Below are 26616 nucleotides of genomic sequence, written 5' to 3' on the forward strand. Positions count from 1 at the left end.
TGAACAGACAGCCGCAATAGCGGCTTTTTTTATGGGCGAAATATGGCACAGAACATGATCCGTGGGCGAAAAGGCGGCGGCGGTGGCGGCCACACGCCGGTAGAATCGCCGGACAGCATTCAGTCGATCGCCAGAGCGAAGATGCTGTTCGCACTGGGGGAAGGGGAGTTTGCCGGCGGGCTGGATGGCACAAACATTTTTGTTGATGGCACGCCGGTGCTGGGCAGCGATGGAACGGAAAACTTTCCCGGTTTCCGCTGGGAGTTCCGCCCTGGCTCGCAGGCGCAGGAATATATCCAGGGCATTCCCGCCGTTGAGAATGAGATCTCGGTCGGCAGCGAACTGAAAAGCGGCGCGCCGTGGGTGCGCTCCGTCTCTAACCTGCAACTTTCCGCCGTCCGCCTGCGCCTGGGTTGGCCCATGCTGCAAAAGCAGGCGGACAACGGCGACGTCAACGGCTATCGCATCGAGTACGCCATCGACGTGGCGACCGACGGCGGCAGTTACCAGGAGGTGTTAACGGCGGCGATCGACGATAAAACCACCTCGCTGTATGAACGCTCGCACCGCATCAATTTGCCGAAGGCCACCACGGGATGGCAGCTGCGCGTGCGCCGGTTGACGCCTAACGCCAACAGCGCCCGGATCGCCGACCGGATGAACATCGTGGCGCTGACCGAAATCATCGACGCCAAGCTGCGCTACCCGAACACTGCGCTGCTTTACGTTGAGTTTGATTCAAAGCAGTTCCCCAACATCCCGAAGATCACCTGTAAACCGCGCGGCCGCCTGATCCGCGTGCCGGACAATTACGATCCGCAAACGCGCAGCTATACCGGCATCTGGAGCGGCGGCTTTAAGTGGGCCTACAGCGATAACCCGGCGTGGGTGTTTTACGACATTATTTTGGCCGAGCGCTTTGGCCTGGGCGATCGCATCGACGCCTCCCAGGTCTCCGAGTCCGAACTGTACCGCATCGCGCAGTATTGCGATCAGCCGGTGCCGGACGGGCGCGGCGGCGAGGGCATGGAGCCGCGCTTCACCTGCAACGTTTATCTGCAGTCACGGGAAGAGGCCTGGACGGTGCTGAGCGATTTGGCCGGCATCTTCCGCGGCATGACCTATTGGGGGCAAAACCAAATGGTCGCCTTGGCGGACATGCCGCGCGATATGGACTTCACCTACACCCGCGCCAACGTGATCGACGGCAAGTTTACCTACTCGTCCGCCAGCGAACGCACCCGCTACAGTACGGCGATGGTCAGCTGGTCCGATCCGGGCAACCATTACGCCGATGCGATAGAGGCGGTATTCGACAGCGATCTGGTGCGCCGCTACGACGTGAACCAGACCGAGCTGACGGCTATCGGCTGCACCACGCCGAGTGAAGCGAACCGCCGCGGCCGCTGGGCGCTGTTGACTAACAGCAAGGATCGTACGGTTAGCTTCTCCGTGGGGCTGGACGGTATGATCCCCATGCCGGGGCATATCGTCGGCGTGGCGGACCAGATGCTGGCCGGACGAGTGATTGGCGGGCGCCTCAGCGGCGTGGACGGACGTAAACTGACGCTGGACAGAAAGCCGGGCGCTAAAGCCGGCGATCGCCTGATCGTCAACCTGCCTTCCGGCCGGGCGCAGGCGCGCACCGTGCAGGCGGTGAATGAACGCGTAGTGACCGTCACCACGGCCTACAGCGAGACGCCGACGCCGGAAGCGGCCTGGTCCATCGACGCGGACGACCTGGCGGTGCAGCTTTACCGCGTGGTGGGCATCGCCGACAACGGCGATAACACCTATACCGTCAACGCCGCGGAACACGATCCGAACAAGTACGCCCGCATCGATACCGGCGCGCGTATCGACGATCGTCCGATCTCCATCATTCCGCCCGGCGTGCAGGCGCCGCCGAAAAACATCACCATCGACAGCTACTCCTCGGTGAGCCAGGGTATCGCCATTACCACCCTGCGCGCCGCCTGGGGCGCGGTTGAAAATGCCATCGCCTATGAGGCGGAATGGCGCAAAGATAACGGCAACTGGGTGTCGGTGCCGCGCACCTCGGCGCTCGGCTTTGAAGTGCCGGGGATTTACGCCGGTCGTTATCGGGTGCGGGTGCGGGCCATCAACGCCAGCAATGTGTCGTCTGTCTGGGCGACCTCGATGGAAACCTACCTCAAGGGCAAAGAGGGTAAACCGCCGATGCCGGTCGACTTCAAGGCATCGCCTTTGCTGTGGGGCATCCAGCTCGACTGGGCGTTCCCCATCGGCGCTGAAGATACGCTCAAGACCGAAATTCAGTATGCGGACAACGTCGCCGGGAATAATGCGATGCTGCTGGCCGATATCCCGTATCCGCTGCACACCCACGCCATGACCGGGCTGAAAGCGGGACAGGGCTTCTGGTTCCGCGCGCGCCTGCAAGACCGCACGGGCAATCAGGGCGACTGGACAGGCTGGAGCGCCGGGCAGGCGAACGCGGACGCCGGCGACTATCTCGAGAACATCGGCGACGATCTTCTGACCGCGAAAGACGGCGAGCGGCTGGTGGGCGATATCGACACCAACATCGACGCCATCTTACAGAATGCGCTGGCCAACAAGGCGACGGTGGATCACCAGTGGGCGCAGTACGGCACGGTGCGCGCCGATATCATGGTGGTGAAAACCACCATCGCGGAGGTCGATCGCGGGCTGGCCGAGATGAAAACCCAGGTGCAGGCGCAGATTGACGACGTGGCGGCGGTGCTGGAAGACAAACTGACGGCGACGGTAGACGCCGACGGCGCCACGGCCATCCATACGCTGAAAGCGGGCGTGCGGGTGAACGGCACCTTCTATAACGCCGGCATGTCGATCGCGGTATTGGCGGAAAACGGCAGGCCGGTCACCACCCGCGTCGGCTTTAACGCCAACCAGTTCGTGCTGATGAGCGGCAACAACAGCAATCAGTATTCGCCGTTTGCTGTTGTGGATGGGCAGGTGTTTATTAGCGACGCGTTTATTCGGAATGCTTCAATCACGTCAGCAAAAATTGCGGATGCCTCAATTGGGACGGCGAAACTATCAGATCGTCTGTCATCTGATAACTATCAGCCGGGCCAGCAGGGGTTGAGCATTAACTTCAGAAATGGTGAATTTGAGATGAACGGCAATAGCCCTGGTCAGGGACGCCGAGTGATGACGAACATCCGTGATGATTATTACAACAGCTCGAATCAGCTGGTATTGCGTATCGGTAAACTGAGGTAACAGGTATGGCGGAAGAGTACGGCATTCTGACTCGCGCGCAAAACGGGAAAATGATTGAGTTTAACTCCGGGCTGCGCATGATCAGGCAGGTTTATGATGGCCCAATCAATGTAAACCTTCGCGATGGTAACGCATGGACGCCATTGCCGGGAATTTCACCAGGCAGCGACATTTTTTTAGTTCCGATGGAACGGTATTATTATGAAATACCTAACATAAGTAACCTCACCGGTTATGTCAGGGAGAATGACGGTATCAAGACGTGGTCTGACAGTTACAGAGGTGGTGCAACTAATATTTCATTTCGAGGAAAGGTATTCGAAACGTTGCCTGCGAGTGACCCGCCGGAGTACGGCATGCTCATGACAGATTCAGTTCAGTTTGCAACACTGGGTAAATCTCAGATTTCATATATTACACATATGGAAGAAATTAACTTTACGGGATATTGGCGTATACCTGACTGGGTTCAGGGGCGTGAAAATTCTGTAATCTATGTTAGCTGGTTCAATGCAAACGGTGAATTAACTATTATGCTAGATGGGAATGGTCTATATACAGACGCAATCCGAGGCTGGCGGATCATCAATAATGGTCACGGCGCTACCAGTGACGGCATTAGTGCCACGATGCGAATATGTGTTGTGGCGACTGTACCCGATTTGCAGATGCCTGATTATGGGATTGCTATCTGGAATAATGCTGGGGACTTGGTTTTCACTACGGGTTATACCCCAGTTTCATATAGTTCCTATCAAATAATGAATGGAACGGGTTCTATTGAAACGGGATTATCCCGCCCGATGGTTCCGGTGCTGAATTATGGCTTTCTGGGCGAGGGGACATCTAACTGGACTTATCTTTTCTATCTCGGCGTAGGCATGCAAGGTGGCAGAGTTTATGGAAGAAAAGGGGCAAAGTTTGGCGAAGGTAAAAACCTAATCGGAAGAACAATGACACTGAATCACCGCATGATAATTTTGGACTCGGACAAATATTTCTAACACCTAAAGACCTTTAACAACCCGGCCTGCCGCCGGTTTTTTTTTGCCAAATTCAGGAGAGTATTATGCCCGCAGGCACTCTTACCCTAACGAACAATTCCGCCGTAGTGAAAGGCACAGGTACGGCGTTTAACACCGAGATGAAAGCCGGTGATTTCATCGTGAGCGTGGTCGGTGGTGTCACCTATACGCTGCCGGTAAAAACCGTTGATAGCGCCACCCAGGTCACGCTGATTAAAGCCTATGATGGCCCAACGCAGGCGGGCGCAGCATGGTATGGCGTTCCGCGCGACACGATGAACGCCATCACCGCCCAGTTGGCTGCCGAGACGGCAAAAGCCTTGCGTGGGTTGAATCTCGATAAAAGCAACTGGCAGCAGGTATTCAGCGGCACCGGAAACATTACGGTTACGTTACCTGACGGCAGCACGTTTACCGGCCCGCCCTGGAATGGCATTACTGCTGCATTGGAAAATAAAGCCGCTAAAGGGGTAAACAACGACATAACTCAATTGTCTGCGCTGAGCACGGCTATCACCGTTGCTCAAGGCGGGACGGGAGCAAAAGACACAGCGACTGCACGTGCAAACCTTGGTCTTGGCAACTCTGCGACGAGAAACGTTGGCACAACATCTGGAACCGTTGCAGCTGGTGATGATGGCAGACTTGGAACCGTTAATAATAAGAGCGGAGGGAGAGTAACATCAGATGTTGCTCTATCCGGAAATCTATCTATTGACGGTTGGGATTATGTATCGAAGTCCCATGTAATAAAAGAATCAGATAGAACCAATATAGTCGGTGGGTTTAGATTTATTGGTAACGGCGATTTGCGAGCTGATCTATACCATTATGAAAGAGTTGGTCAGCACCATCTCTTTGGGATGCATGTCTATGGCGGTGGTGCGAATTCTTATTATGAATTTAGAAATGGCGGTGATGCGTATGCACCAGGTTCGTGGAATGTATCTTCAGATAGAAGGTTAAAAACAGAAATAAATAACATATCTAATGCGCTAAATAAGCTCAAAAGCATAGGGGGTTATACATATTTAAAAGAGGGGCGGCCAGAGGCTGGAGTTATAGCGCAAGAGGTACAGAGGGTTGTCCCGGAGTCTGTTTCCACATCGCCGCTTCATAAGAAAAATGGAGAGATCATTGATGACTGTCTTAATATTAATATAAATGGTGTTGTTGCGTTATTGATTGAAGCGGTTAAAGAGCTGTCTATTGAGGTTAATAATATAAAATCCTCTAGTAATTCTCATGGAGAAATCGAATGACATTAATCAGCGGCGTATTAAAAGGGCCTTACGGCGATCCCCGTTCCGGCGTAACCATTACCATGCGTGCAGTCAGAACCTCGTCAACGGTATTGGGCCTGGCTAAATCACAATCGGTTACGAATGATAGCGGTAAATACTCTCTATCCGTGGAGCCGGGAGCTTACGAGGTCATTATCTCTGTGTACGGCGCACAGCCGGAACGGGTGGGAGTTATCGAGGTTTATAACGATTCCTTGCCCGGCACGCTCAATGATTTTCTGCGCCGCCCTGGAGAAAATGATGTTACGCCTGAGATTGTGCAAACCGTCGATCGCCTACGCGCAGAGGCGGCTTTGTCCGCCGACACATCAGCAGCATCAGCAGCAGCGGCAAAAGTCAGCGAGCAGAACGCGGCAAACAGCGTGAAACCTGTAACAAGTGCGGGCTTTGGTTCCGGGCCAATTCATCGTGCTGATGTATACGCACAAGAAAACACATCGTTCATCAACCGGTTTAATGCGGCATCAGTCAACGCGCCAATAAAAGATATCGGCGCTGTACTGGCTTTACCGATGAGTGGAGAACCGAGCTGCGCTTATTTTGCAATTAATGCTACACGTGGTGCGTGGGTTGGAAGTTCGTTTGGTTCTGTAAAGACCATCACTTGGCAGTATCTATGGGGAGAGCGCAATACTACCGTTGACGCCAACGGTTTTATCAAGAAAGCCTCGCCGATCGCCAGATTGTCCGCTGCGCCTGAGCATATGCAGGCTGACTATCTGGAAGGCGGCTTTGCGCTGGCCGGTTGCGCGGCGGTTAATGGTGAGGCGGACGGGGTGAGCGCGGAACGAATCGCTACCGGCCTTTATCAGTTGAATGGCTCACTGGGGTTGGCAAAGGAGGGCTGGACTATCGAAGTGCCGCAGGACGTGAACGGCAACCGCCTGTGCTTTGTGGAAACCGCCACCGATAACGACGGCGTCATTACGGTGAAAATCAGCAAACGTCGTTTTGACATCGATACCGCAACGGTCGTGGCTGGCGAAGCGATGGATATCCCTGAAGGGCGCTGGATCGATCTGCGACTCGCCATGCCGGCGCGCGAAAGGGTGGAAGTGCTGCCGCCGGAGGCGCTGGTATCAAACGATGACACGTCATCGGAAACCAACGCGGTTTCATAAATAAAGTGGATGCCAGGTAAAATGCCGGTGCAGTAGGTTATTGGCCGCCTAATGCATCGGCGCCGGCATTATCACCGAGAGGCTCGGGCAAACACGCAGCCCGTTCCGCCTGGCAAGGTTCCCGCTGGGGGTTACTGCCCGTCAAATATCAGTGACCAGCCACTGATCCGCTTCTTCGAACATCTCTTCCAACATTCGGTTCAGCTTCTCACGATCGCTTTTACTGGCGTCGGAGTTCAGGCCGTTGGCCTGCATCGGTTTCACGCGCACGTCAGCTTCCGGGAACAGCGCATGCACGCGTTTTTCCAGCTCGTTGCGAATAATCTCGGCGGCGTTGGGCAGCCCAGCGACGTTGCGTTTGTCGTACACCAATTCTACAAACATGACTCACCTGTAAACACTGAATTAATGTACAGTATTCTGGCCTGAGGAAGGCCGGTTGGCAAGAGGGGGGCGGAATTTTGCATGATGCGATCATTCTTGCGCGGCGTGCGGTAACCCCTGCAACTGAATCACTAATTCCGCCAGGCTGGCGGCTTGCATTTTCTCCATCACTTTCGCCCGGTGAACCTCTACGGTGCGCAGGGCGATATTCAACCGCTCCGCCATTTCCCTGTTCATCATGCCTCGCACCACCAGCTGCGCGATGTCGCGTTCTTTCGGCGTGAGCGTGCGGTAGCGGCCGCAAGTTTCATGGCGTCGCCAGGCTTTGGCCGAGACCTGCCGCGCCCGTTCGAGGGCGGCGATCAGCGGTTCAGCGGCGATCGGTTTTTGCAGGAAGTCCACCGCGCCGTACTTCATCTGCTCCACCGCCATCGGCACGTCGCCATGGCCGGACAGGAACACCACCGCCAGCGTGCCGCCGCGGCGGCGCAGCTCCCCGTAAACCTGGTGGCCATCGAACTTCGGCATCCGCATGTCCAGCAAGACGATCCCGGACTGAAACAGATCGGCCTGCGCCAAAAAGTCGGTGCTGTCATTCCAGCATTGCACGTCGTGGCCGAGGCTGGTCAGTAAAAAATGGCAGGCGTCGGTGACGGCGACGTCATCATCCACCAGATGAATTAGCGACATGGTTTTCCTCATCGTTAAATATGAAATGCAGGGTGACGCATAGCCCATTGCGGCTGTCGGGGGCGGGGCGGTTAGCCAGTTGGATCTCGCCGCCGCCATACCGGGCCAGGCGGCGGCAAATGGCCAACCCCAGCCCCATGCCGCCGGTCTTGGTGGTGTTGAAGGGGCGGAAAGCCTGCTCCAGCCCGGCCGCGCTCATCCCGCCCGCGTTGTCCTGCAAACGCACATCGAGCGCCCGTTCGTGCTCGTCGGCGGAAAGCCAGACGGCGTTGGCGCCGGCCTGCGCCGCATTCAGCAGCAGGTTCGCCAGCAGCTGTTCCAGCAGCGCCGGCGGCAGGGTTAGCGTCAGCGAAGGCGCCACGTTGTTGAACAGTTTCAGGTCGGGATAGCGCTGCGTCAGGCGCAGCAGCGCCCACACCCGCTCGGCGGTTTCGTTCACCGCGATGGGGCGCCAGCTCGCCTTGTCTACCTTCTCGGTGGGGGGCTGCACCCACTGGCGCAGGTTATGAATCGTCTCGCCGCCGCGCTGCGCCTGCCGATCAATATTTTCCAGCGGCGTCAGCAGCGGGTGCCCGGCGTCCGTTTTGCGCAGTTGGATCAGGCACCCTTGCGCATAGTGGCGAATGGCTGCCAGCGGCTGGTTGAGCTCATGCGCAAAGCCGGAGGCCATCTCTCCCAGCACGTTCAACTGCCTGGCGTTCTCCAGCGCCTGCTCCTGACGGCGCAGTTGTTCTCCGGCATGGAGCAGCTGTCGCCCACGCCGGCGCACCAGCAGCGCGATCCAGATATGGTTGACGATCAACAGCGCCAGCACCGCCAGCGACAGGCTGACGGCCGTCTGATGCTGGATCAGCCAGCTCTTGATATCCAGCCACAGGCGCCGCTGTTCCGGGTGCTGATTGACGGCGCGCAGCAGCGCTTCCACCGCGCTGGTCGAGGCCGGTGCGCCCCACTGAAAGGGAGACTGCGGCGGTGCGGTCAGCAAGGCTCTTGCCACCGCATCCACCAGTGAGTTATCCAGACCGGGCAGGGCGGCGAACGACCAGTTGGGATAAAGCGGCGTGCTGGTGACGCAGGGAACCGATGTGGGCCGTTGCAACAGCGGGCGAAAATCCGACGGGTTGATCAAGCCTTCCTGACCCATTTTCTCCAGCAGACAGACGGGAACGATAGCGGCCTGAATGGCGCGCTCGCGCAACAGATAGAGCAGGGCGTCGGCAGGGAAACCGGTAAAGCGCAGGTGAAAATCGCGCTCGGGCCGCATACCGGCATCGCTGAGCGCCTTATAGCCGGTCAGATAGCCGCCGAAGGCCTGCGGATCGATGGCGCCCACCGTTTTGCCCATCAGCGCCTGCGGCGTCGTTATGCCGCTGTCGCGCCGCACCAAAATCACGCTGCCGATGATGTTGCCCGTTGCCCGATCGCCGTTGGCGGCGCGCAACGACGCCAGCCAGCGCAGATGATAGTGGCTGTTCAACTGCACGAACTGCGCCGGATTAGTGACCACGAACTGCACGCTGCCCCGATTGACCGCTTCGCGCATCTGCGCCAGATCGAGCGGCTGCAGGCGGAAGCGCTCACCGCCGACGCTGCCGTTGAGCCTGTCGATCAGCGGCTGCCAGTCACGCGCGGTCGCCGCATCGCCGCGCATCGCCAGTACGCCGACCGACCACTCGCCCGCCTGTGCCGCCATCCCCCAGCCGAGACTGAGCAGCAGTAATAACACGACCCTCACGGCCCCTCCTGATGGGCAATCTGCCTGCCGTCACTTGTTTTAGATCAACGTTAGGTCCGGTATGTGGTTAACCACAATAGAGCTGAGCCCAATGTCATTTTTACACTGTAAATCATCGACATTGTTTATTCATCTAACGGGCATCAATAGCGTGATCGGGGTGATGCCCAGGACGTGGGAGAGGCGCATGGATTTCGGTAAACGGCAGTTTTTACAGCGGCTGGGCGTGTTGACGGCGGGGGCTTCGCTGATCTCCGTGGCGGAGGCCGGGCTGACGTTAGCACCGACGCGGCGCGAGGGGGATGCGAGCCGCCGTTACGCGATGCTGATCGACCTGCGGCGCTGCGTAGGGTGCCAGGCTTGTACCGTGAGCTGCGCCATTGAAAACCAGACGCCGCACGGGGAGTTTCGCACCACGGTAAACCAGTATCAGGTCAGCCTCGAAGGCGAAGCCGCTGCGACCAACGTGCTGTTGCCCAGGCTGTGCAATCACTGCGACAACCCGCCCTGCGTGCCGGTATGTCCGGTACAGGCCACCTTTCAGCGCGAGGACGGGATCGTGGTGGTCGACAACAAACGCTGCGTGGGTTGCGCCTATTGCGTACAGGCCTGTCCGTACGATGCCCGTTTTATCAATCACACGACCCAAACGGCGGACAAATGCACCTTTTGCGTGCACCGGCTGGAGGCGGGATTGTTGCCGGCATGCGTGGAGTCGTGCGTGGGAGGAGCGCGGATTATCGGCGATATGCGCGATCCGCACAGCACGCTGAGCAAGCTGCTGCGGCGCCACGAGGCCGAGATAAAAGTCCTCAAGCCGGAGAACCAAACCGCGCCCCACGTGTTCTATCTGGGGCTGGATGATGCCTTCGTCACGCCGCTGCCGGGGCGGGCGCAGGTCGCCTTATGGGGAGAAAGACGATGAGCCGCCAACTGATGATCGCAGAAGTGCTGAGCCAGCCGCAGGCGGTGAGCTGGCTGCCGTGGGCCGTGCAATATTTTTTCTTTATCGGCATCGCCGCCTGCGCCGCGCTGCTGGCCTGCGTGTGGCGCTGGCGCGGTGGAGATAACGCCGCGCATCTGGAGCGCATGGCGCTGTTTATCGGGCTGACGTGTGCCATTACCGCGCCGCTGGCGTTGACCGCCGACCTGCATCAAACCGCCCGTTTCTGGCATTTCTACGCCTACCCGACGCCCTGGTCGTGGATGCCGTGGGGCGCGCTGTTCTTGCCGCTGTTTACCCTGCTGATCGGCCTGTGGTTTATCGCGATTGAATTTACGCGGCTGACGGGCAGACCGGTTGCGCTGTTGCGTGGGATAGCGCCCGCCTGCGCGCTGCTGGCTATCGGCCTGCTGTTGTACACCGGGCGAGAGGTTTCCATCGTGCGCGCCCGCCCAATTTGGTTCAGCTACGGGTTTCCGATCGTGATGTTCCTCAGCGCGCTGCAGGCGCTCTTGGCTTTGCTGCTGCTGGCGATGCGCGAACGGCCCGGTCTGCAGGCGCCGCTGGCGCGCGGGATGTTGCTGACACTGCTGCTGCTCGGCGGGGCGATCCTGCTGTGGGTATGCGGCGATATGTTATCCGGCGCGGCGGTACGCCACTGGCTGCAGACGCAGGCGATGGCGCGCCGGTATGCCGCGGGATGGATTGCGCTATGGGGGCTGACGCTGGCGTGCGCCGCCTGGGCCGGCTATCGGCGCTTGCCGCGCGGCGGCGCGCCGCTGCTGGTGGCCGGTGCTCTGGTGCTGAGCTGGCTGATGCGCTGGACGCTGTTGATCGAGGTACAAACCATTCCGAAATACAACGCGTCTAACTCCCCTTATAGCCTGCCGCTCGGCACCGACGGTTTGCTGGCGATCGTCGGCACCTTCGGCTTGTGGCTGGCGTTAATGATCATGGTGCGTGAAGCACAGGCGTTTTTACTGCGGAGAAAACAACATGGCTAAACTCACCCGGCGTCAGTGGTTGAAAGTGGGCCTGGCCTTCGGCGGATTGTCCGCTTTCGGCCTGAGCTATCGTGAAGTCGCCAAACGGGCGATCGACGGCTTGATTCACGGCACCTCAGGGTGGGTGACTCTGGATCGCATCAACGGTAACTCCCTGCCGCCCGAAGGGCGGGCAATGCCGGAATGGCAAGGCAATCCGCAACAGGCCATCTCGATGACCCAGTGTTTTGGTTGCTGGACGCAATGCGGCGTGCGGGTACGGGTGGACAGGCAGACCGACCGGGTATTGCGCATTGCCGGCAACCCTTATCATCCGCTGTCTCAGGAACGGCACGTCGACTCTGCGTTGCCGCTGCAGGAGGCGTTGGCGCAGTTGGGTGGCGAACGCGGCCTCGATGCCCGCTCCACCGCCTGCGCACGCGGCGCCACGCTGCTGGAGGGGCTTTACAGCCCGATGCGCGTGCTGGAGCCGATGAAGCGCGTCGGCAAACGCGGCGAGGGCAAGTGGCAGCGCATCAGCTTTGAGCAGTTGATCGCCGAAGTGGTGGAGGGCGGCAATCTGTTCGGCGAGGGGCATGTGGACGGCCTGCGGGCGATCCGCGATCTGGAGACGCCGATCGATGCCCGACGGCCGGGGCTGGGGCCGAAAGCCAACCAGCTATTGGTGACCAACGCCGGTGACGACGGGCGCGATAGCTTCCTGCGGCGCTTCGCCCAGAACAGTTTCGGCAGCAAAAACTTCGGCGCGCACGGCGCTTACTGCGGGCTGGCCTACCGTGCCGGTTCCGGCGCGTTGATGAACGATCTGGACAAGAACCCGCACGTGAAACCGGACTGGGAACAGGTCGAATTCGCGCTGTTTATGGGGACCTCACCGGCGCAGTCCGGCAACCCGTTCAAGCGCCAGGCCCGGCAATTGGCCAGCGCCAGATTGCGCAGTGAATTCCGTTATGCGGTGGTGGCGCCGGCGCTGCCGCTGACCACCACGTTGGCGGACGATCATGGCCATTGGGTCCCGATATTGCCGGGTACCGACTCGGCGCTGGCGATGGCGATGATCCGTTGGATCCTCGACCACCGGCGTTATCAGGCCGATTATCTCGCCATCCCGTCGGAGGCCGCCATGCAACGCGCCGGCGAGAAGAGCTGGACCAATGCCACGCATCTGGTGATCGCCGAGAGCGAGCATCCGCGCGCGGGGCAGCATCTGACGCTGGCCGATCTCAACGGCGCCGGGTCGGCGTCGCCGCTGGTGGTCAACGGCGCGGGTGAGCTGGTGGCGGCCGAGACGTGCGACAGCGCCGAGCTGTGGGTAACCCGTACGGTGACGCTGCACGATGGCGCGCAGGTGGAGGTGAAAAGCGGCTTCCAGTGTTTGAAAGAGGCCGCGGACAAGCTGTCGCCGGAGGTGTACAGCCGGCAATGCGGCGTGCCGGTGGCACGCATCGCGGCACTGGCCGAGGCCTTTACCGGCCACGGGCGCAAGGCGGCAGTGATCGCCCATGGCGGGATGATGGCGGCGAACGGGTTTTACAATACCTGGGCGGTGATGATGCTTAACGTGCTGATCGGCAACCTGAGCCTGGCGGGGGGCGTGTTCGTCGGCGGTGGTAAATTCAACGGCTTCGCCGAGGGGCCGCGCTATAACCTGGTCGAGTTTCCTGGCCTGGTAAAACCGAAAGGGCTGAATATCGCGCGCAGCAAGGCCGCCTATGAAACCTCCGACGAATACCGCGAAAAAGTGGCGGCGGGCGTTTCGCCCTGGCCGGCCAGGGCGCCCTGGTATCCGTTCGTCGCCGGGCAGTTGACCGAGCTGCTGACCTCGGCGCTGGCAGGGTACCCGTATGGGCTGAAAGCCTGGATCTCGAACATGACCAACCCCTTGTACGGTATCGCCGGGTTGCGCGGCGTGGCGGAGGAGCGGCTGAAAGATCCGGCGCGTTTGCCGCTGTTTATCGCTATCGATGCGTTTATCAACGAAACGACGGCGCTGGCCGACTATATCGTCCCGGACACCCATAATTTTGAGAGTTGGGGATTCAGCGCCCCCTGGGGCGGCGTCGCCAGTAAGACTACCACCGCGCGCTGGCCGATAGTGACGCCGGCGACTGCGCAAACGGCGCAAGGGCAGCCGATTTCCATGGAGGCGTTTTGCATTGCCGTCGCCAAACGCCTGGCATTGCCGGGGTTCGGCGATCGCGCTATCGGCGACGGCCAGGGCGGGCTGCTGCCGCTCAACCGTGCCGAGGATTATTATCTGCGCGCCGCCGCCAACGTGGCGTTTGCCGGCAAGGCGCCGGTGCCGGCCGCGAGGGCGGACGAACTGGCGCTGAGCGGTGTCGATCGCTTGCTGCCGCAGCTGGCGCAGACGCTGCGCGCCGATGAGATCGACCGCGTGGCGTTTATCTACAGCCGCGGCGGCCGCTTCGCCGATCACGACAGTGGCCGCCGCGACGGCAGCGTGGGCAACCGCTGGGAGAAACCGCTGCAGATCTGGAATGCGGAAGTGGCGAAGCACCGGCATGCGATCACCGGCGAGCGTTTCAGCGGCTGCCCCACCTGCTACCCGGCGCGTTTGTCGGACGGCCGCGCGGTGGAAGCGCTCTACCCAGAACGGCAGTGGCCGTTGCGCCTGATGTCCTTCAAATCGAATGTGATGAGCAGCTCCACCGCAGTGATCCGGCGCCTGCACGACGTGAAGCCGGTGAACCTGGTGGCCTTGAACCCGGCGGACGGAGCGCGTTTCGGCATTCAACACGGTGATTGGGTGCGCATCAGCACGCCGGGCGGCAGCCGCGAGGCGCAGATCAGTTTGCTGGCGGGGGTGATGCCCGGCGTGATCGCGGTGGAACACGGCTACGGCCACCGGGAGATGGGGGCCAGCCAGCACTACCTGGATGGCGAACCGCTGGCGATGGATGAGCGCATCGCCGCCGGCATCAACCTCAACGATCTGGGGTTTGCCGATCCGACGCGCGAAGTGCCGAATACCTGGCTGGATTGGGTGACCGGTGCGGCGGTGCGTCAGGGTATTCCGGCGGCGATCGTCAAACTTTCCGCGTAAACGGCAGACGAAAAACTGAATTATCGAGGGTTAATTTATAGTTAATTCTATTCTTTAACCCAAAACTAAATGGCATGCCTGTTTTATGGCTTTCTTATGGGGTTTATTTTTTAAGTTTTCTATAAATACTTAATGCGCCGTAAACAAAAGAGCAGTAGGTGACAACGATAATCACAAATTTTGACAAATTCACGGGTGCAGAAAACCACGGTTGGTAACCAATTACCCCAGCACCACTCAGAAAAAAAGAACCGGCCAGGATGGATAAAAACACAATTAATGAACTGATAATCCTTGTCACCGTCTTAGTCCTGTCTGATATTGTAATGTTATGTTCTTGAAGGTAAAGTTAAACCTTACAAGAACCGCCTATTGAGTTGTTGCAATTGTTTTTACTGCCTGCATTGTTACTCTGCCCCCCATTGGAACCTTGATTATTGAAGCAACCGCCAGCTATTGCGCCGCCGATAAGCCCAACAGCGAGACCCGGTACTCCTCCGAGCGATCCTGCAATCATCCCACCGATAATGCCGTTATTACAATTGGTTATGGCATCACCTTGTTTTGAGTAATAGTTACCGTTGCTATTGTTACTTCTCCCACTTTTTCCGTTGCTAGTTCTGCCACCATTATCAACACGGTCACCGCCATTATTGCCACGGCCACCAGCAATATAATCCAGCATTGAGAAATCAATGACTTTCATAAATAACTCCTTTTGATTAATAAGTTTACCTTGTACAAACCTTTGTAAGGCTTTTTATGATTAGCTATTTTCAGCGGGTAGTCAAATTTAAATTAATTGCTCATAGCTATCACGAAATATTATTGCGTTAAGTATAAAAGTATTTTATGAATTAACTCTTTTGTGGTGTAACTTGGCCGCAGCTGGTAGGTATCGTACTCATATTTATCATTTGCTTCGGTGCGCGTACCAAAATGAATGAATTAAGTTAGGCAACCGCATTAAAGGGGGGCTTAAAAGTAACAAAAGGGAATTCGCACTCATTATGCTACGGAGGGGCTTCGCGCCCTGTCAGACTTCGATCAAAATATTACTGAGCGCCTGGCGGCTTTTGCTTGAGCAAGGCGAACCCTTGTCCGCACCAATTCCAATCTGGCTATGTCAGGCGTTAATTTGGCCTCGGATTTCTCCAGCCGAACCATGCCATTGGTATGTTGCCGCATGATGCCGTCCAGCAGCATCGGTACGCGACAGGCTGCGAGTCAGAGGCAGGGGATGGGGATATTACGCCACAGCCCTCCACACACTCGGCAATTACCAGATGGCAAATTCGCAGGACTCCAGCGGAGTAATGTCTCGCCATCGAACAGCGGCAAGAATGCCCGCCGGCTTCGCTCGCCGTGTTGTAGCGCGTTCGTGTCGCCGATGGGGGCGCTAGCGCCGGCACGTCGACCGCCCCCGCCAGATCTTGATTGTTGGTTCTTTGCGCATCTTCGATGCTTGCCCTGCGGGCCGTTGCTAAAGCAACGTGGTCTTACTTCGTTCGGCTTAAACCTCCTTCGGAGATTCTCATCCTCTCAAAGTGCAGACGAAAAAAAAACCTGCTGTAACAGCAGGTTTTCTTGAATTTGGTCGGCATGAGAGGATTCGAACCTCCGACCCCCGACACCCCATGACGGTGCGCTACCAGGCTGCGCTACATGCCGACGCTATGAAAAATCATACTACCGATTCCCGATGTTAATGCAAGCGCCTCGCCATTTGATTGCTTTAGTTTTAAGCAGTTAGTTGGCGATAAAGCGTTTTACATCGGTCAACACCTGCAACAGCAGAGCAAGCTGCGGTTTCTCGTCTTTTATTTCATCGCCGTTCTGATCGTAGACGCGATAGTTGCCGCTGTTGTCCAGCATCAGCGTTTGTGTCGGCGTGGTTATCACCAGCTGGTTGCCATCGCCGGTGGCGATCCAGTTGTTGCGGCGCTGGGCGGTGAACAGATCCTCGCCTTGCGAATAGTCTTTCGGCGCGGTTTTCACGTGCAGCAGGCGTTGCATCAAGGTGCGCATGACGTCGTTATGGCCGGTCAGCTTGCTGATGGTCTGCGCCGGGGTGCCCGGCCAGTGGATCACCAACGGCACCTGCAGCTGCGCCTGGTTGAAGGCGGTGCCGGCGCCCCATTGGCCTTTGCCGCTGTCGTTGAACTCGACGCCGTGCTCGGCGGTGATCACCACCACGGTTTTATCCAGCAGGCCGCGCTGTTTCAGCGTGTCCAGCACCTGGCCTATCTGGGCGTCCACATCTTGCGCGCCGGTGCGGTAGCGCCGAATAAAGTCGGCAGGAACCGGTTTTTTGTCGCCTTCGGTCGGCTCGGCGCCGCTGAAGTTGATATAGGAGAACCACGGCTCTTTGTCGCCCTGATCCGTCAGCCAGCGTTGCCATTGCTGCGTGGTTTGCGCATCGCTTTGCGGCGCCGGCGTCGGCAGCGAGAAGTCGGTCAACAGAGCCTGGCGGTACAGGCTGGCATTGAAGCCATCGGAGGAGAACAGCCCCAGCTGGTAGCCCCGATCGCCGAGCGCATTGATCAGTGCCGACGGCTTACGGCCGGCGAGCACGCTGTCCAGATAGGTCGGGGAAATGCCGTAGAACAGGCCGAACAGCCCGGTATCGGCATGGTTGCCCGAACTGTAGTGATCGCTGAAACGCACGTTTTCCTGGGCGAAGCGGGTCAGGGTTGGCATGTCCTGCGCCACGTCTTTGGCGCGAATGCCGTCCACTACGATCATCAGCAGGTTATAGCCGCTGCCTTTATCGCCGTAGCTGAGATCGCTGAGCGGATACTCTACCGACACCGCTTCCGGGTTGCCCTGTTGCACCAGACGGCGTTCATACTCTTGCTGGTCGAGCAGGCCGTGTTTCTCGAGGAACTTGCGCGCGGTCATCGGGTACGAGAGCGGCAGGTTGGCCCGCTGCATGGTGATCGGGCGATAGAAGTTGGCGTCGGCCCAGATATAAATCAGGTGCGACGCGAAAAAGGCGCTGATAAACAGCGCCGCCAGCGGCTTGCCGAAGCGGCGGCGGTTCAGGCTGCGCAGCTTCTGCCAGCTCCAGGTGCCGAACAGCATCTCCACCAGGAAGATCACCGGCACGCAGATAAACATCAGCTGCCAGTCGCGCGAAAGCTCGCTTTGATCCGGGTTGACCACCAGATCCCACACCACCGGATTGAGGTGCAGGTGGAAATGGGAGAACACTTCACTGTCGACCAGCAACAGCGTGAGCCCGATGGTGGCCAACGCGGCGGAAATAAATCGCAGCAGCCGCTGCGACATCACCACGAAGGTGAGCGGGAAGATCACCAGCAAATAGCCGGCGAACACGATAAAGCTGAAATGCCCCAGCAGGCTGACAAAGGCATAGACCCGGCCCAGCAGGGATGCGGGCCAGTCGGTGACAAACAGGTAGCGGCTGCCCAGCCCAAGGGCGAGCAGGATGTTGAATAAGGCGAACCAGTGCCCCCAGCTGATCATCTGGGAGACTTTTTCACGATAACGCTGACGGTTTGTCACCATAAGTCAATATTAATGTGCTTTATCTTCACGGACAGAAGCCTGCAAGGCTTCCGCGAACGATCTCGCCAGGGTTTTCCGCTGCGCGGGGGCAACGCTGGTGTTGATCAAATTAGTGACCATGTTGCCCAGCACCATCAGGGAAAGATCGGTGGGGGTATGGTGTTTTTCCAGAACATTGACCAGCTCTGAGAGCAGTTGTTCAACGTGTTCGTCACTGTAACGGGATGATTGTGGCATAAAATTGCGCTTAGTAATCTGCAAAGTGCCCTATCTTACCGTATAGGGCAGTGATTTTCCGCTCTTTTATCACTTCCTGTCATTCGGGAAATTGTTCGCCCGCGCCGGGGCGGGGCCCCGCTGCGCCTTTCCGGTTGGCCACAGCTTTTTAGTATTGCAGGGCGGGGTCTTCAGTGTTTGAATACGCGCCTAAAGAACAGGAGGATTTATCATGAGTCTGGATATCGACCAGATCGCTCTGCACCAATTGGTGAAACGGGACGAGCAAACGCTGGACGTGGTGTTGCGCGATACCTTGCTTCCCACCAACGCGGCGGTGGAAGAAATGATGACGGAACTGCATCGCGTCTACAGCGCCAAGAGCAAGGCCTTGGGCCTGTTCAACGAAGGCAGCGAACTGGCGGAAGCGCTGCGCACTTGCCGCAAGGACGATAAGGACTTTCTGGCCTTCAGCCGCGCGGCGACCGGCCGCCTGCGCGACGAACTGGCGAAGTATCCGTTTGCCGAAGGCGGCGTGGTGCTGTTCGGCCAATACCGTTATCTGGCGGTGGAGTACTTGCTGATCGCGGTGCTGAACAGCCGTAACAGCATGCGCGTCAACGAAGAGCTGGATATCAACACCACGCACTATCTGGACATCAACAACGCCGATATCGTCGCGCGCATCGATCTGACCGAATGGGAAACCAACCCGGAATCGACCCGCTATCTGACCTTCCTGCGCGGGCGCGTAGGCCGCAAGGTCGCCGACTTCTTCATGGATTTCCTGGCGGCGTCCGAAGGGTTGGACACCAAGGCGCAAAACCGCGGGCTGCTGCAGGCGGTGGACGACTACTGTGCCGATGCGCAGTTGGACAAGAACGAGCGCCAGTCGGTGCGCCAACAGGTGTACAGCTACTGCAACGAACAGCTGCAGGCGGGCGAAGAGATTGAACTGCAGGCCTTGTCGCAGGAGCTGTCGCCGGTCGGTGAGAAAGACTTCATGCAGTTCTCCAGCGAGCAAGGGTATGAGTTGGAGGAAAGCTTCCCGGCGGATCGCGGCACGCTGCGCCAGCTGACCAAATTTGCCGGCAGCGGCGGCGGCATCAGCCTGAATTTCGACGCCATGCTGTTGGGCGAGCGCATTTTCTGGGATGCGGCCACCGACACGCTGACCATCAGAGGCACGCCGCCGAACCTGCGCGATCAGCTGCAGCGCCGGACCGGCAGCGGCAAGTAAGCGCGCCGGATCGCAGACAATAAAAAACGCCGCAATTGCGGCGTTCTTTATTTCGGCGTCCCGAAAGGTTCGAAAACGTAGCGATTAAACGCGAACGAAGTCGATGTGAGCCAGTTTTGGCTTGAACGGGTGACGCTGTACAGCCTGAACCTTAACTTTGGTTTCTTTACCGTCGATAACCAGAGTTACTGCTTCGCTGTAGAATTCTGGTTTAGCTTCCATGTTCTTAACAGAATCATGGTCCAATTCGATGGAAACTGCAGCTTCTTTGCCACCGTAAACGATAGCTGGGAATTTGTTTGCTGCACGCAGGCGGCGGCTCGCACCTTTACCCTGGTCTTTACGTACTTCTGCATTGATAGTGAACATTGTTTTTTCTCTTAAAAGAAAATTTACCCTGCTACAGGCGACCCAAGTAGCAAGTTCGGAAATCCACTTTAACGCTGGGCAGGCCCAGGTAAAGCGCGCGGCATTTTAACGGAAAGCCGCCTGCAGGGCAACGAAAACCTGTCCAGATTGGGGACCGTTCGCTCAGGTCAATTGATTGGCGCGGCGGAAACGGCCTTGATAATCGAACACTTTCTCGCGCACCTGCCAAAACTGGCCGCGTTTGCGCGCCACCACGAAATCCGGATGGCGCAGCGCCTGCTGTTGCGCCAGCACGTCGGCGGCGGTGTGCCAGGCGAACGGCACGCCCGGCGCACGCTGGTGCGGGCGCAGGAACAGCATCTCGAACGCTTTGCGCTGCGCCGGCGTCTGCAGGCGGAAGCGCTCGCTGGTGCTGGTGCCGTCCTCGTCGTAATAGGTGGCCTTCAGCCATTCGCCCTTGTCATCGCGGCCGCTCTGCAGTTCCATGCCGCCGCAGCGCAGCACCAGCGCGTCTTTCAGCTTCAGCGCCGCTTTCAGCATGTCATCGGGATCGACCAGCACCTCCTGACACTGATGGCAGCGGCGTGCGGCGATGTCGTTCTCCGCGCCGCAGTGCGGGCAGCTCTTGAACCGGAAGCGGTAATCGCACTGTTCGCGGTGGCCGTCGTCGTCTTCCAGCCAGCCCTGACAGCGGCGGCCGTAGTGCTCGATGATATCGCCGTTCTCGGTGCACTTGCCCCAGAACAGATTGGCGAAGCCGCAGGCCGGGCAGAACACCTGCACCGGCTGGCTGTCGCCGTGCGGCTTGCTGACGCCGACCTCCGGCGTGAACAGATCGTGTGGGTTGCCGGCATAGTCGAGGATCAGACAATCCTCCTTGCCGGGCGCCAGCCGCAGCCCGCGGCCGACGATCTGCTGATACAGGCTGACGGACTCGGTCGGACGCAGGATCGCGATCAGATCGACGTGCGGCGCGTCGAAACCGGTGGTCAATACCGCTACGTTGACCAGATAGCGCAACTGCTGTTGTTTGAACGCCTCGATCAGCGCATCGCGCTCGGCGGGCGGCGTTTCTGCGCTGACCAGCGCGGCCTCGCCGTTCGGCAGCAGGCCGTGGATCTCGCGGGCGTGCTCGACGGTGGCGGCGAAGATCATTACCCCTTTGCGATCGTCGGCGTACTCCACAATCTGGCTGATAATGTGCGGCGTGACGCGGTTTTGCCGCTTCAGCTCGCGGTTCAGATCCGCTTCGCTGAACAGGCCGTTGCTTCTGGCCTCCAGCCGGCTGAAATCGTACTGCACAATCGGCATGTCCAGCCGCTCAGGTGGCACCAGGAAGCCGTTCTTAATCATATAGCGCAGCGGCAGCTCATAGATGCAGTCGCGAAACAGGCTGGCGCCGTCGCCGCGGGTAAAACCGTGGTAGTGATACTGGTAAATCCAGCCCTTGCCCAGACGATAGGGCGTGGCGGTCAACCCCAGCAGCCGCAGTTGCGGGTTGGTTTTCTGCAAATGCTGGATGATTTGTTGGTACTGGCTGTCGTCGTCGTCACTGATGCGGTGGCATTCATCGACGATCAGCAGCGAAAAGGCGCCGTCGAACAGCGGCAGGTTGCGCGCCACCGACTGCACGCTGCCGAACACCACTTTGCCGGCGCTCTCTTTTTGTTGCAGACCGGCGGCGAAGATGTCCGCCTCCAGGCCGTAGGCGCAGTATTTGGCGTGGTTTTGCGCCACCAGTTCCTTGACGTGCGCCAGCACCAGCACCCGCCCACGGGCGCGCTTCGCCAGTTCGGCGATCACCAGGCTTTTGCCGGCGCCGGTCGGCAGCACGATCAGCGCCGGTTCGGGACGCCGCCGGAAATGGTTGATGGTGGCTTCGACCGCTTCCAGTTGGTAGGGGCGTAGGGTAAAGGCCATAAAATGAACGCCGTAGAGTGGAATGGGCCGCCGGGTACAGGTCTTGTCGCCCCCGTTCCCACAGAAACAGCGACATTTTACGCCCCGGGCGGCCGAAAAATTTCTACTATTATGCCTTCTGCGCACGCGCGGTGCGAGAAGCGTGAAAATTACCTCTGTCGGGCAACGCGTTGTGTCGCTATACTTGTGTGACAGCAATCGCTGTTCCCCCACGCGATTCCCCCCCTGAACCTGCTATTTGCACCCGGTGCAACGGCGGGCGTCATATTTTGGCAATACGATCAATGCGATCATAACAACGACAGGCAAAGCAGATCCCATGCGATTGGACAAGTTTTTATCTCAGCAGTTAGGCATCAGCCGTGCGCTGGTCGCGCGCGAACTTCGGGCTAAACGCGTCACCGTGGACGGTGAGGTAGTGAAGAGCGGGGCTGTCAAACTGAGCCCGGAGCAAGAAGTGGCGTTCGACGGCAATCCGCTGCAGCAGCAGAACGGCCCGCGCTATTTCATGCTCAACAAACCGCAGGGCTACGTCTGCTCTACCGACGATCCCGATCATCCGACGGTGCTGTATTTCCTCGATGAGCCGGTCGCGTACAAGCTGCACGCCGCCGGGCGGTTGGATATCGACACCACCGGGCTGGTGCTGATGACCGACGACGGTCAATGGTCGCACCGTGTCACGTCGCCGCGCCACCACTGCGAGAAAACCTATTTGGTCACGTTGGAGCACCCGTTGGCGGAAGACACCGCGCAGCGTTTCGCTGAAGGGGTGCAACTGCACAACGAGAAAGATCTGACGCGGCCGGCGACGCTGGAGCAGGTCGACGAACACGTGGTGCGCTTGACCATCAGCGAAGGGCGCTACCACCAGGTGAAGCGGATGTTCGCCGCCGTCGGCAACCGGGTGATCGCGTTGCACCGTGAGCGCATCGGCGCCATCGTGCTGGATGACGATCTGGTGCCGGGCGAATACCGCCCATTGACAGAAGAAGAGATCGCCAGCGTGGGCGCGCCGCACCTGCAGGACTGATAACCGATCATTGATTGCGGCCGATTAAGGAGTCGTGGAACGTGCAACAGAACCGAACCTCTCATCTCGGTTTGATTTTCATTCTGGGCCTGTTGTCCATGTTGATGCCGTTGGCCATCGACATGTACCTGCCCAGTATGCCGGTGATCGCTGCTCAGTTTGGCGTCGAGTCCGGCAGCGTGCAGATGACGCTCAGCGCCTATATGCTCGGCTTTGCCTTCGGGCAGCTGTTCTATGGGCCGATGTCGGACAGCATCGGCCGCAAGCCGGTGATCCTGTGGGGAACGCTGATCTTCGCCATCGCCGGCTGCGCCTGTGCCATGGCGCAGTCGATCGATCAACTGATCGGGCTGCGTTTCCTGCACGGTTTGGCGGCGGCCGCCGCCAGCGTGGTGATCAACGCCCTGATGCGCGATATGTTCACCAAGGATGAGTTCTCGCGCATGATGTCGTTCGTCATTCTGGTGATGACCATTGCGCCGCTGCTGGCGCCGATGATCGGCGGTGCGCTGCTGCTGTGGTTCAGCTGGCACGCCATCTTCTGGACCATGGGCGCCGCGGCGCTGATCGGTTCGCTGCTGGTGGCCTTGTTCATCAAGGAGACGCTGCCGAAAGAGCGGCGCCAGCGGTTCCACCTGCGCACCACGCTGGGCAACTTCGGTTCGCTGTTCCGCCATAAGCGGGTGCTGAGTTACATGTTGGCCAGCGCCTTCTCGTTTGCGGGCATGTTCTCGTTCCTCAGCGCCGGGCCGTTCGTCTACATCGAACTGAACCACGTTTCGCCGCAGCATTTCGGTTACTATTTTGCGCTGAACATCGTCTTCCTGTTCCTGACGACGCTGATCAACAGCCGCAACGTGCGGCGCTTCGGCGCGGTCAAGATGTTCAAGCTGGGGCTGCTGGTACAGCTGGCGATGGGGCTGTGGCTAATGGCGGTGAGTTCCGTGGGCCTGGGCTTCTGGGCGCTGGTGATCGGCGTTGCGGTCTATCTGGGGTGCATCGCGATGATCTCCTCCAACGCCATGGCGGTGATCCTGGATGATTTTCCGCATATGGCGGGCACCGCTTCTTCCCTGGCCGGCACGTTGCGCTTCAGCATCGGTGCGCTGGTGGGGGCGGTGCTGTCGATGGCGCCGGGCAAAAGCGCTTGGCCAATGGTCACCTCGATGGCGCTGTGCAGCATCGTGGCGGTGCTGTTCTATGTTTACGCCCGCCGGCCGCGCGATCGCGCAGCCTGACGTTCTCCCGATTCGGGGCGTGTCGCTCCGCATCATCACGGGGTTGCGCCCTGCCATTTCAGGGTGCAACCGGCAATGAAAAATTTGTTGCTAAATATACGCAAGCTAATCAACTGGCCACTTTCTCACCTGTGTGCTTTTTGTTAAAAAATTCCGCCGTCGTGCCGCCCAATATTCCCCGGGAGGCGCAGTGCGCTGTCGGCTGAGCCGCGCGGGGGGTTTGTATTAGGATTGATGTAAATCAAGGTATTAGCAGCGGTGGCGGCGCTAACGTGACGGGTAAGATGTTTCTTCATTGTAAAAATATGGCGACGAAAAAGTAGTCGCATTGCAAGAAAAAAGAGTTGAGATCGCTGCGGGAAAGGGTTACATATAACGCAAAAATGCGAGCTGAGTCGCAAAATGCCGTGAAATAACACCGCACGGCGCGCCAAAAAGTGGCACGGCATCGGCAAGCACGGGGTCAGGTTAATGGCTTGCGGCAAAATTTACATTTAAATAACATTTGTGCGCGGCAGAGTCGGGAGTCAACGGCTATAACTTAGTAACCCTGTCAGGTAAAAGTGTTTCACCTTTTCAAACTAGGGATTTCATGTGGAGAGTATCCAACTTTCGGTAGTGCATCGCTTGCCGCAAAGTTATCGTTGGCTATCCGGTTTCACCGGCGTGAAGGTCGAACCGATTCCGTTTAACGGAATAGACGAAGATAACAACCTGATTGGGCTGAAGCTGCTCAGCCATGAAGGGGCCGAGGCCTGGCAGGTCATGCAACAGCTCAATCTGTCGCTGCAGGAGATTCAGGTCGACTGTGCGATCGTCGAATGGGAAGGGGAACCTTGCCTGTTCGTGCAGCGCAGCGACGAGAGCGCCACCATGTGCCGCCTGAAAAACGTCGGTGCCGCGATCGCCGAACCGCTCAGCGCGCAATACCCCTTCTGAATTCGCCGCTAATCCGCCAACTGCAGCAGTTGACGGGTATAGTCGGCTGCGGGCGCCGCGAAAATCGCCCGGCAGTCTCCCTGTTCAACCACTTCCCCCTGTCGCAGTACGATGACCTGGTGACATAGCGAACGCACCACCTGCAGGTCATGGCTGATGAACAGATAAGCCAACCGGTGGCGTTGCTGCAGCGATTTCAGCAGCGTCAGGATCTGCGCCTGCACCGATTTATCCAGTGAAGAGGTCGGCTCGTCGAGGATCAGCAGCTGCGGTTGCAGGATCAGCGCGCGCGCGATGGCGATACGCTGGCGCTGGCCGCCGGAAAACTCGGTGGGATAGCGGTGGCGAAGCTGCGGATCCAGGCCGACTTCCCGCAACACCTCGATCACGCGTTGTTCCCGCTGCTCGGCGCTAAGCCGCTGGTGCACTTCCAGCCCCTCGGCGATGATCTGCTGCACGTTCAGGCGCGGATTCAGGGCGGAATAGGGATCCTGGAAGACGATTTGCATTCGGCTGCGGTAGGGCAGCATCTGCTTCATCGTGAGCGGGTGCAGCGGTTCGCCGTCGAACCAGATGGCGCCCTGCGAGGCCAGCAGACGCAATAACGCAAGCCCGGTGGTGCTTTTACCCGAGCCGGATTCTCCCACCAGCCCCACGCTTTCCCCTGCGCACAGCTCGAAACTCAACGATTTCAGCGCATAGTGATAATCCACCGCGCGGCGCAGCAGGCCGCGCCGGATGGGGAAGCGCACCTGCAGATCTTCCACCTTGAGCAGCGGCCGCTCGTCGCCGGGGCGCGCGGTGGGCAGCGGCAGCGGCTCACCGACGTCTTCGGCGGCCAGCAGCTGCTGTGTGTAGGGATGCTGCGGCCGGCTGAACAGCTGCGCGCGGCCGTTTTGCTCTACGCAGCGCCCCTGGCGCATCACCGCCACGTTGTCTGCCAGGCGGCGCACGATATTCAGATTATGGGTGATGAACAGCAACCCCATGCCCATCTCCTGCTTCAATTCTTGCAGCAGCGTCAGGATCTGCGCCTGGATAGTCACGTCGAGCGCGGTGGTGGGTTCGTCGGCGATCAGCAGTTTCGGGCGGGTCAACACCGCCATGGCGATCATTACCCGCTGGCGTTCGCCGCCGGACAGCTGATGCGGATAGTCCTGCAGCCGGTTTTTGGCCTGGCGGATGCCGACGCGCTCCAGGCATTCGACGATCTCTGCGCGCGCGGCTTCGCGCCGCAGGCCACGGTGCAGCATCAGCACTTCCGCCAGCTGTTTCTCGATGGTGTGCAGTGGGTTAAGCGACACCATCGGTTCCTGAAAGATCATCGCGATCTGATTGCCGCGCACCTTGCGCAGGTCAGTCTCCGGCGCATGCAGCAACGACTCGCCGTTGAACAGAATATCGCCGGCAGGGTACACCACCGGCGGCGCGGGCAGCAGACGCAGTATCGACAGGGCGGTGACGCTTTTGCCGGAGCCGGATTCCCCTACCAGCGCCAGCGTTTCCGCCGGCGCTATTTGCAGCGAGAGTTCGTTGACCACCGGCGTGACGGTGTCGCCCTGACGGAAGGCGATGCTGAGATCCTGAATAGCGAGCAAAGGAGTGGCCATA

20 protein-coding genes, 1 tRNA gene and 1 other RNA gene are annotated in these 26616 nt (G+C 58.9%); 11 read left to right on the forward strand and 11 right to left on the reverse strand.

All coding sequences use genetic code 11. From position 1 onward, the window contains the following. The first annotated feature begins 42 nt into the window (after positions 1 to 42). The 4 genes from ACJ8QF_RS10350 (at position 43) to ACJ8QF_RS10365 (ending at position 6699) form a co-directional block, all read left to right on the forward strand. Positions 43 to 3249 carry a host specificity protein J gene (locus ACJ8QF_RS10350; protein WP_442537494.1) on the forward strand — a complete coding sequence of 1069 codons (3207 nt, stop codon included), beginning with the start codon at positions 43 to 45 and terminating at the stop codon, positions 3247 to 3249. A 5-nt stretch (positions 3250 to 3254) separates the two neighbouring features. Then, positions 3255 to 4253: a DUF6453 family protein gene (locus ACJ8QF_RS10355; protein ID WP_442537495.1), complete on the forward strand. Its 999-nt coding sequence runs from the start codon at positions 3255 to 3257 to the stop codon at positions 4251 to 4253. A 65-nt stretch (positions 4254 to 4318) separates the two neighbouring features. Beyond that, positions 4319 to 5536, forward strand: coding sequence for a tail fiber domain-containing protein (locus ACJ8QF_RS10360; RefSeq protein ID WP_442537496.1), 1218 nt, complete (start codon positions 4319 to 4321; stop codon positions 5534 to 5536). Then, a complete protein-coding gene (locus ACJ8QF_RS10365; protein ID WP_442537497.1) occupies positions 5533 to 6699 on the forward strand; it encodes a phage tail fiber protein in 1167 nt (388 codons plus the stop codon). Before ACJ8QF_RS10360 ends, ACJ8QF_RS10365 begins: the two co-directional genes overlap by 4 nt. Before the next feature lie 141 nt (positions 6700 to 6840). Here ACJ8QF_RS10365 and ACJ8QF_RS10370 read toward each other — a convergent pair whose 3' ends face one another. The 3 genes from ACJ8QF_RS10370 to ttrS all read right to left on the reverse strand — a co-directional run bounded on the left by ACJ8QF_RS10370 (position 6841) and on the right by ttrS (position 9466). After that, positions 6841 to 7083 carry a DinI family protein gene (locus ACJ8QF_RS10370; protein ID WP_004935803.1) on the reverse strand — a complete coding sequence of 81 codons (243 nt, stop codon included), beginning with the start codon at positions 7081 to 7083 and terminating at the stop codon, positions 6841 to 6843. A 90-nt stretch (positions 7084 to 7173) separates the two neighbouring features. After that, complete coding sequence (gene ttrR, locus ACJ8QF_RS10375; RefSeq protein WP_265261008.1) at positions 7174 to 7773, reverse strand: tetrathionate respiration response regulator TtrR; 600 nt, start codon at positions 7771 to 7773, stop codon at positions 7174 to 7176. Beyond that, complete coding sequence (gene ttrS, locus ACJ8QF_RS10380; protein WP_265261053.1) at positions 7748 to 9466, reverse strand: tetrathionate respiration histidine kinase TtrS; 1719 nt, start codon at positions 9464 to 9466, stop codon at positions 7748 to 7750. Before ttrS ends, ttrR begins: the two co-directional genes overlap by 26 nt. Positions 9467 to 9695: 229 nt before the next feature. On the opposite strand from ttrS, the gene ttrB reads away from it, so the two are divergent. From ttrB to ttrA, 3 genes are read left to right on the forward strand one after another with little or no spacing between them, the layout of a single operon-like run. Beyond that, positions 9696 to 10433 (forward strand): tetrathionate reductase subunit TtrB, encoded by a 738-nt coding sequence (ttrB, locus tag ACJ8QF_RS10385; protein WP_131164960.1) that lies wholly within the window; start codon positions 9696 to 9698, stop codon positions 10431 to 10433. After that, positions 10430 to 11455, forward strand: coding sequence for a tetrathionate reductase subunit TtrC (ttrC, locus tag ACJ8QF_RS10390; protein WP_442537498.1), 1026 nt, complete (start codon positions 10430 to 10432; stop codon positions 11453 to 11455). Before ttrB ends, ttrC begins: the two co-directional genes overlap by 4 nt. Continuing rightward, complete coding sequence (gene ttrA, locus ACJ8QF_RS10395) at positions 11448 to 14519, forward strand: tetrathionate reductase subunit TtrA (RefSeq protein ID WP_442537499.1); 3072 nt, start codon at positions 11448 to 11450, stop codon at positions 14517 to 14519. The genes ttrC and ttrA overlap by 8 nt, the downstream gene beginning before the upstream one ends. A 349-nt stretch (positions 14520 to 14868) precedes the next feature. Here the strand turns inward: ttrA and ACJ8QF_RS10400 are convergent, their stop codons facing one another. The 5 genes from ACJ8QF_RS10400 to ACJ8QF_RS10420 form a co-directional block, all read right to left on the reverse strand. After that, complete coding sequence (locus ACJ8QF_RS10400) at positions 14869 to 15225, reverse strand: hypothetical protein (RefSeq protein ID WP_154871026.1); 357 nt, start codon at positions 15223 to 15225, stop codon at positions 14869 to 14871. 728 nt (positions 15226 to 15953) lie between these two features. After that, positions 15954 to 16072, reverse strand: a non-coding RNA gene (locus ACJ8QF_RS10405) — RtT sRNA. Positions 16073 to 16113: 41 nt separating this feature from the next. Beyond that, positions 16114 to 16190 (reverse strand) — tRNA-Pro (locus tag ACJ8QF_RS10410). A 78-nt stretch (positions 16191 to 16268) separates the two neighbouring features. Further along, positions 16269 to 18050 (reverse strand): LPS biosynthesis-modulating metalloenzyme YejM, encoded by a 1782-nt coding sequence (yejM, locus tag ACJ8QF_RS10415; protein ID WP_280631381.1) that lies wholly within the window; start codon positions 18048 to 18050, stop codon positions 16269 to 16271. 9 nt (positions 18051 to 18059) lie between these two features. Beyond that, positions 18060 to 18287 (reverse strand): YejL family protein, encoded by a 228-nt coding sequence (locus tag ACJ8QF_RS10420; RefSeq protein WP_004935782.1) that lies wholly within the window; start codon positions 18285 to 18287, stop codon positions 18060 to 18062. A gap of 211 nt (positions 18288 to 18498) precedes the next feature. On the opposite strand from ACJ8QF_RS10420, the gene yejK reads away from it, so the two are divergent. After that, positions 18499 to 19506, forward strand: coding sequence for a nucleoid-associated protein YejK (yejK, locus tag ACJ8QF_RS10425; RefSeq protein ID WP_004935779.1), 1008 nt, complete (start codon positions 18499 to 18501; stop codon positions 19504 to 19506). An 84-nt stretch (positions 19507 to 19590) separates the two neighbouring features. On the opposite strand, the gene rplY is transcribed toward yejK, so the two are convergent. Both rplY and ACJ8QF_RS10435 read right to left on the reverse strand, forming a co-directional pair. Then, complete coding sequence (gene rplY / locus ACJ8QF_RS10430; protein ID WP_004935776.1) at positions 19591 to 19875, reverse strand: 50S ribosomal protein L25; 285 nt, start codon at positions 19873 to 19875, stop codon at positions 19591 to 19593. A gap of 162 nt (positions 19876 to 20037) precedes the next feature. Next, entirely contained in the window at positions 20038 to 21795 is a 1758-nt protein-coding gene (locus ACJ8QF_RS10435) for a DEAD/DEAH box helicase (protein ID WP_004935773.1), read from the reverse strand. Positions 21796 to 22114: 319 nt separating this feature from the next. Here ACJ8QF_RS10435 and rsuA point away from each other — a divergent pair, with 319 nt between their 5' ends. From rsuA to ACJ8QF_RS10450, 3 genes are all read left to right on the forward strand, one after another. Continuing rightward, positions 22115 to 22828, forward strand: a complete 714-nt coding sequence (rsuA, locus tag ACJ8QF_RS10440; RefSeq protein WP_265261011.1) for a 16S rRNA pseudouridine(516) synthase RsuA — start codon at positions 22115 to 22117, stop codon at positions 22826 to 22828. Between the two features lie 41 nt (positions 22829 to 22869). Continuing rightward, positions 22870 to 24066, forward strand: a complete 1197-nt coding sequence (locus tag ACJ8QF_RS10445) for a Bcr/CflA family multidrug efflux MFS transporter (protein ID WP_442537500.1) — start codon at positions 22870 to 22872, stop codon at positions 24064 to 24066. Between the two features lie 594 nt (positions 24067 to 24660). Then, positions 24661 to 25005 (forward strand): YejG family protein, encoded by a 345-nt coding sequence (locus ACJ8QF_RS10450; protein WP_004935763.1) that lies wholly within the window; start codon positions 24661 to 24663, stop codon positions 25003 to 25005. A gap of 8 nt (positions 25006 to 25013) precedes the next feature. Here the strand turns inward: ACJ8QF_RS10450 and yejF are convergent, their stop codons facing one another. Then, positions 25014 to 26615, reverse strand: a complete 1602-nt coding sequence (yejF, locus tag ACJ8QF_RS10455) for a microcin C ABC transporter ATP-binding protein YejF (protein WP_442537501.1) — start codon at positions 26613 to 26615, stop codon at positions 25014 to 25016. Position 26616 lies beyond the last annotated feature (1 nt).

It is taken from the genome of Serratia sp. CY81684, from assembly GCF_052166595.1.
Lineage (GTDB): Bacteria > Pseudomonadota > Gammaproteobacteria > Enterobacterales > Enterobacteriaceae > Serratia > Serratia nematodiphila.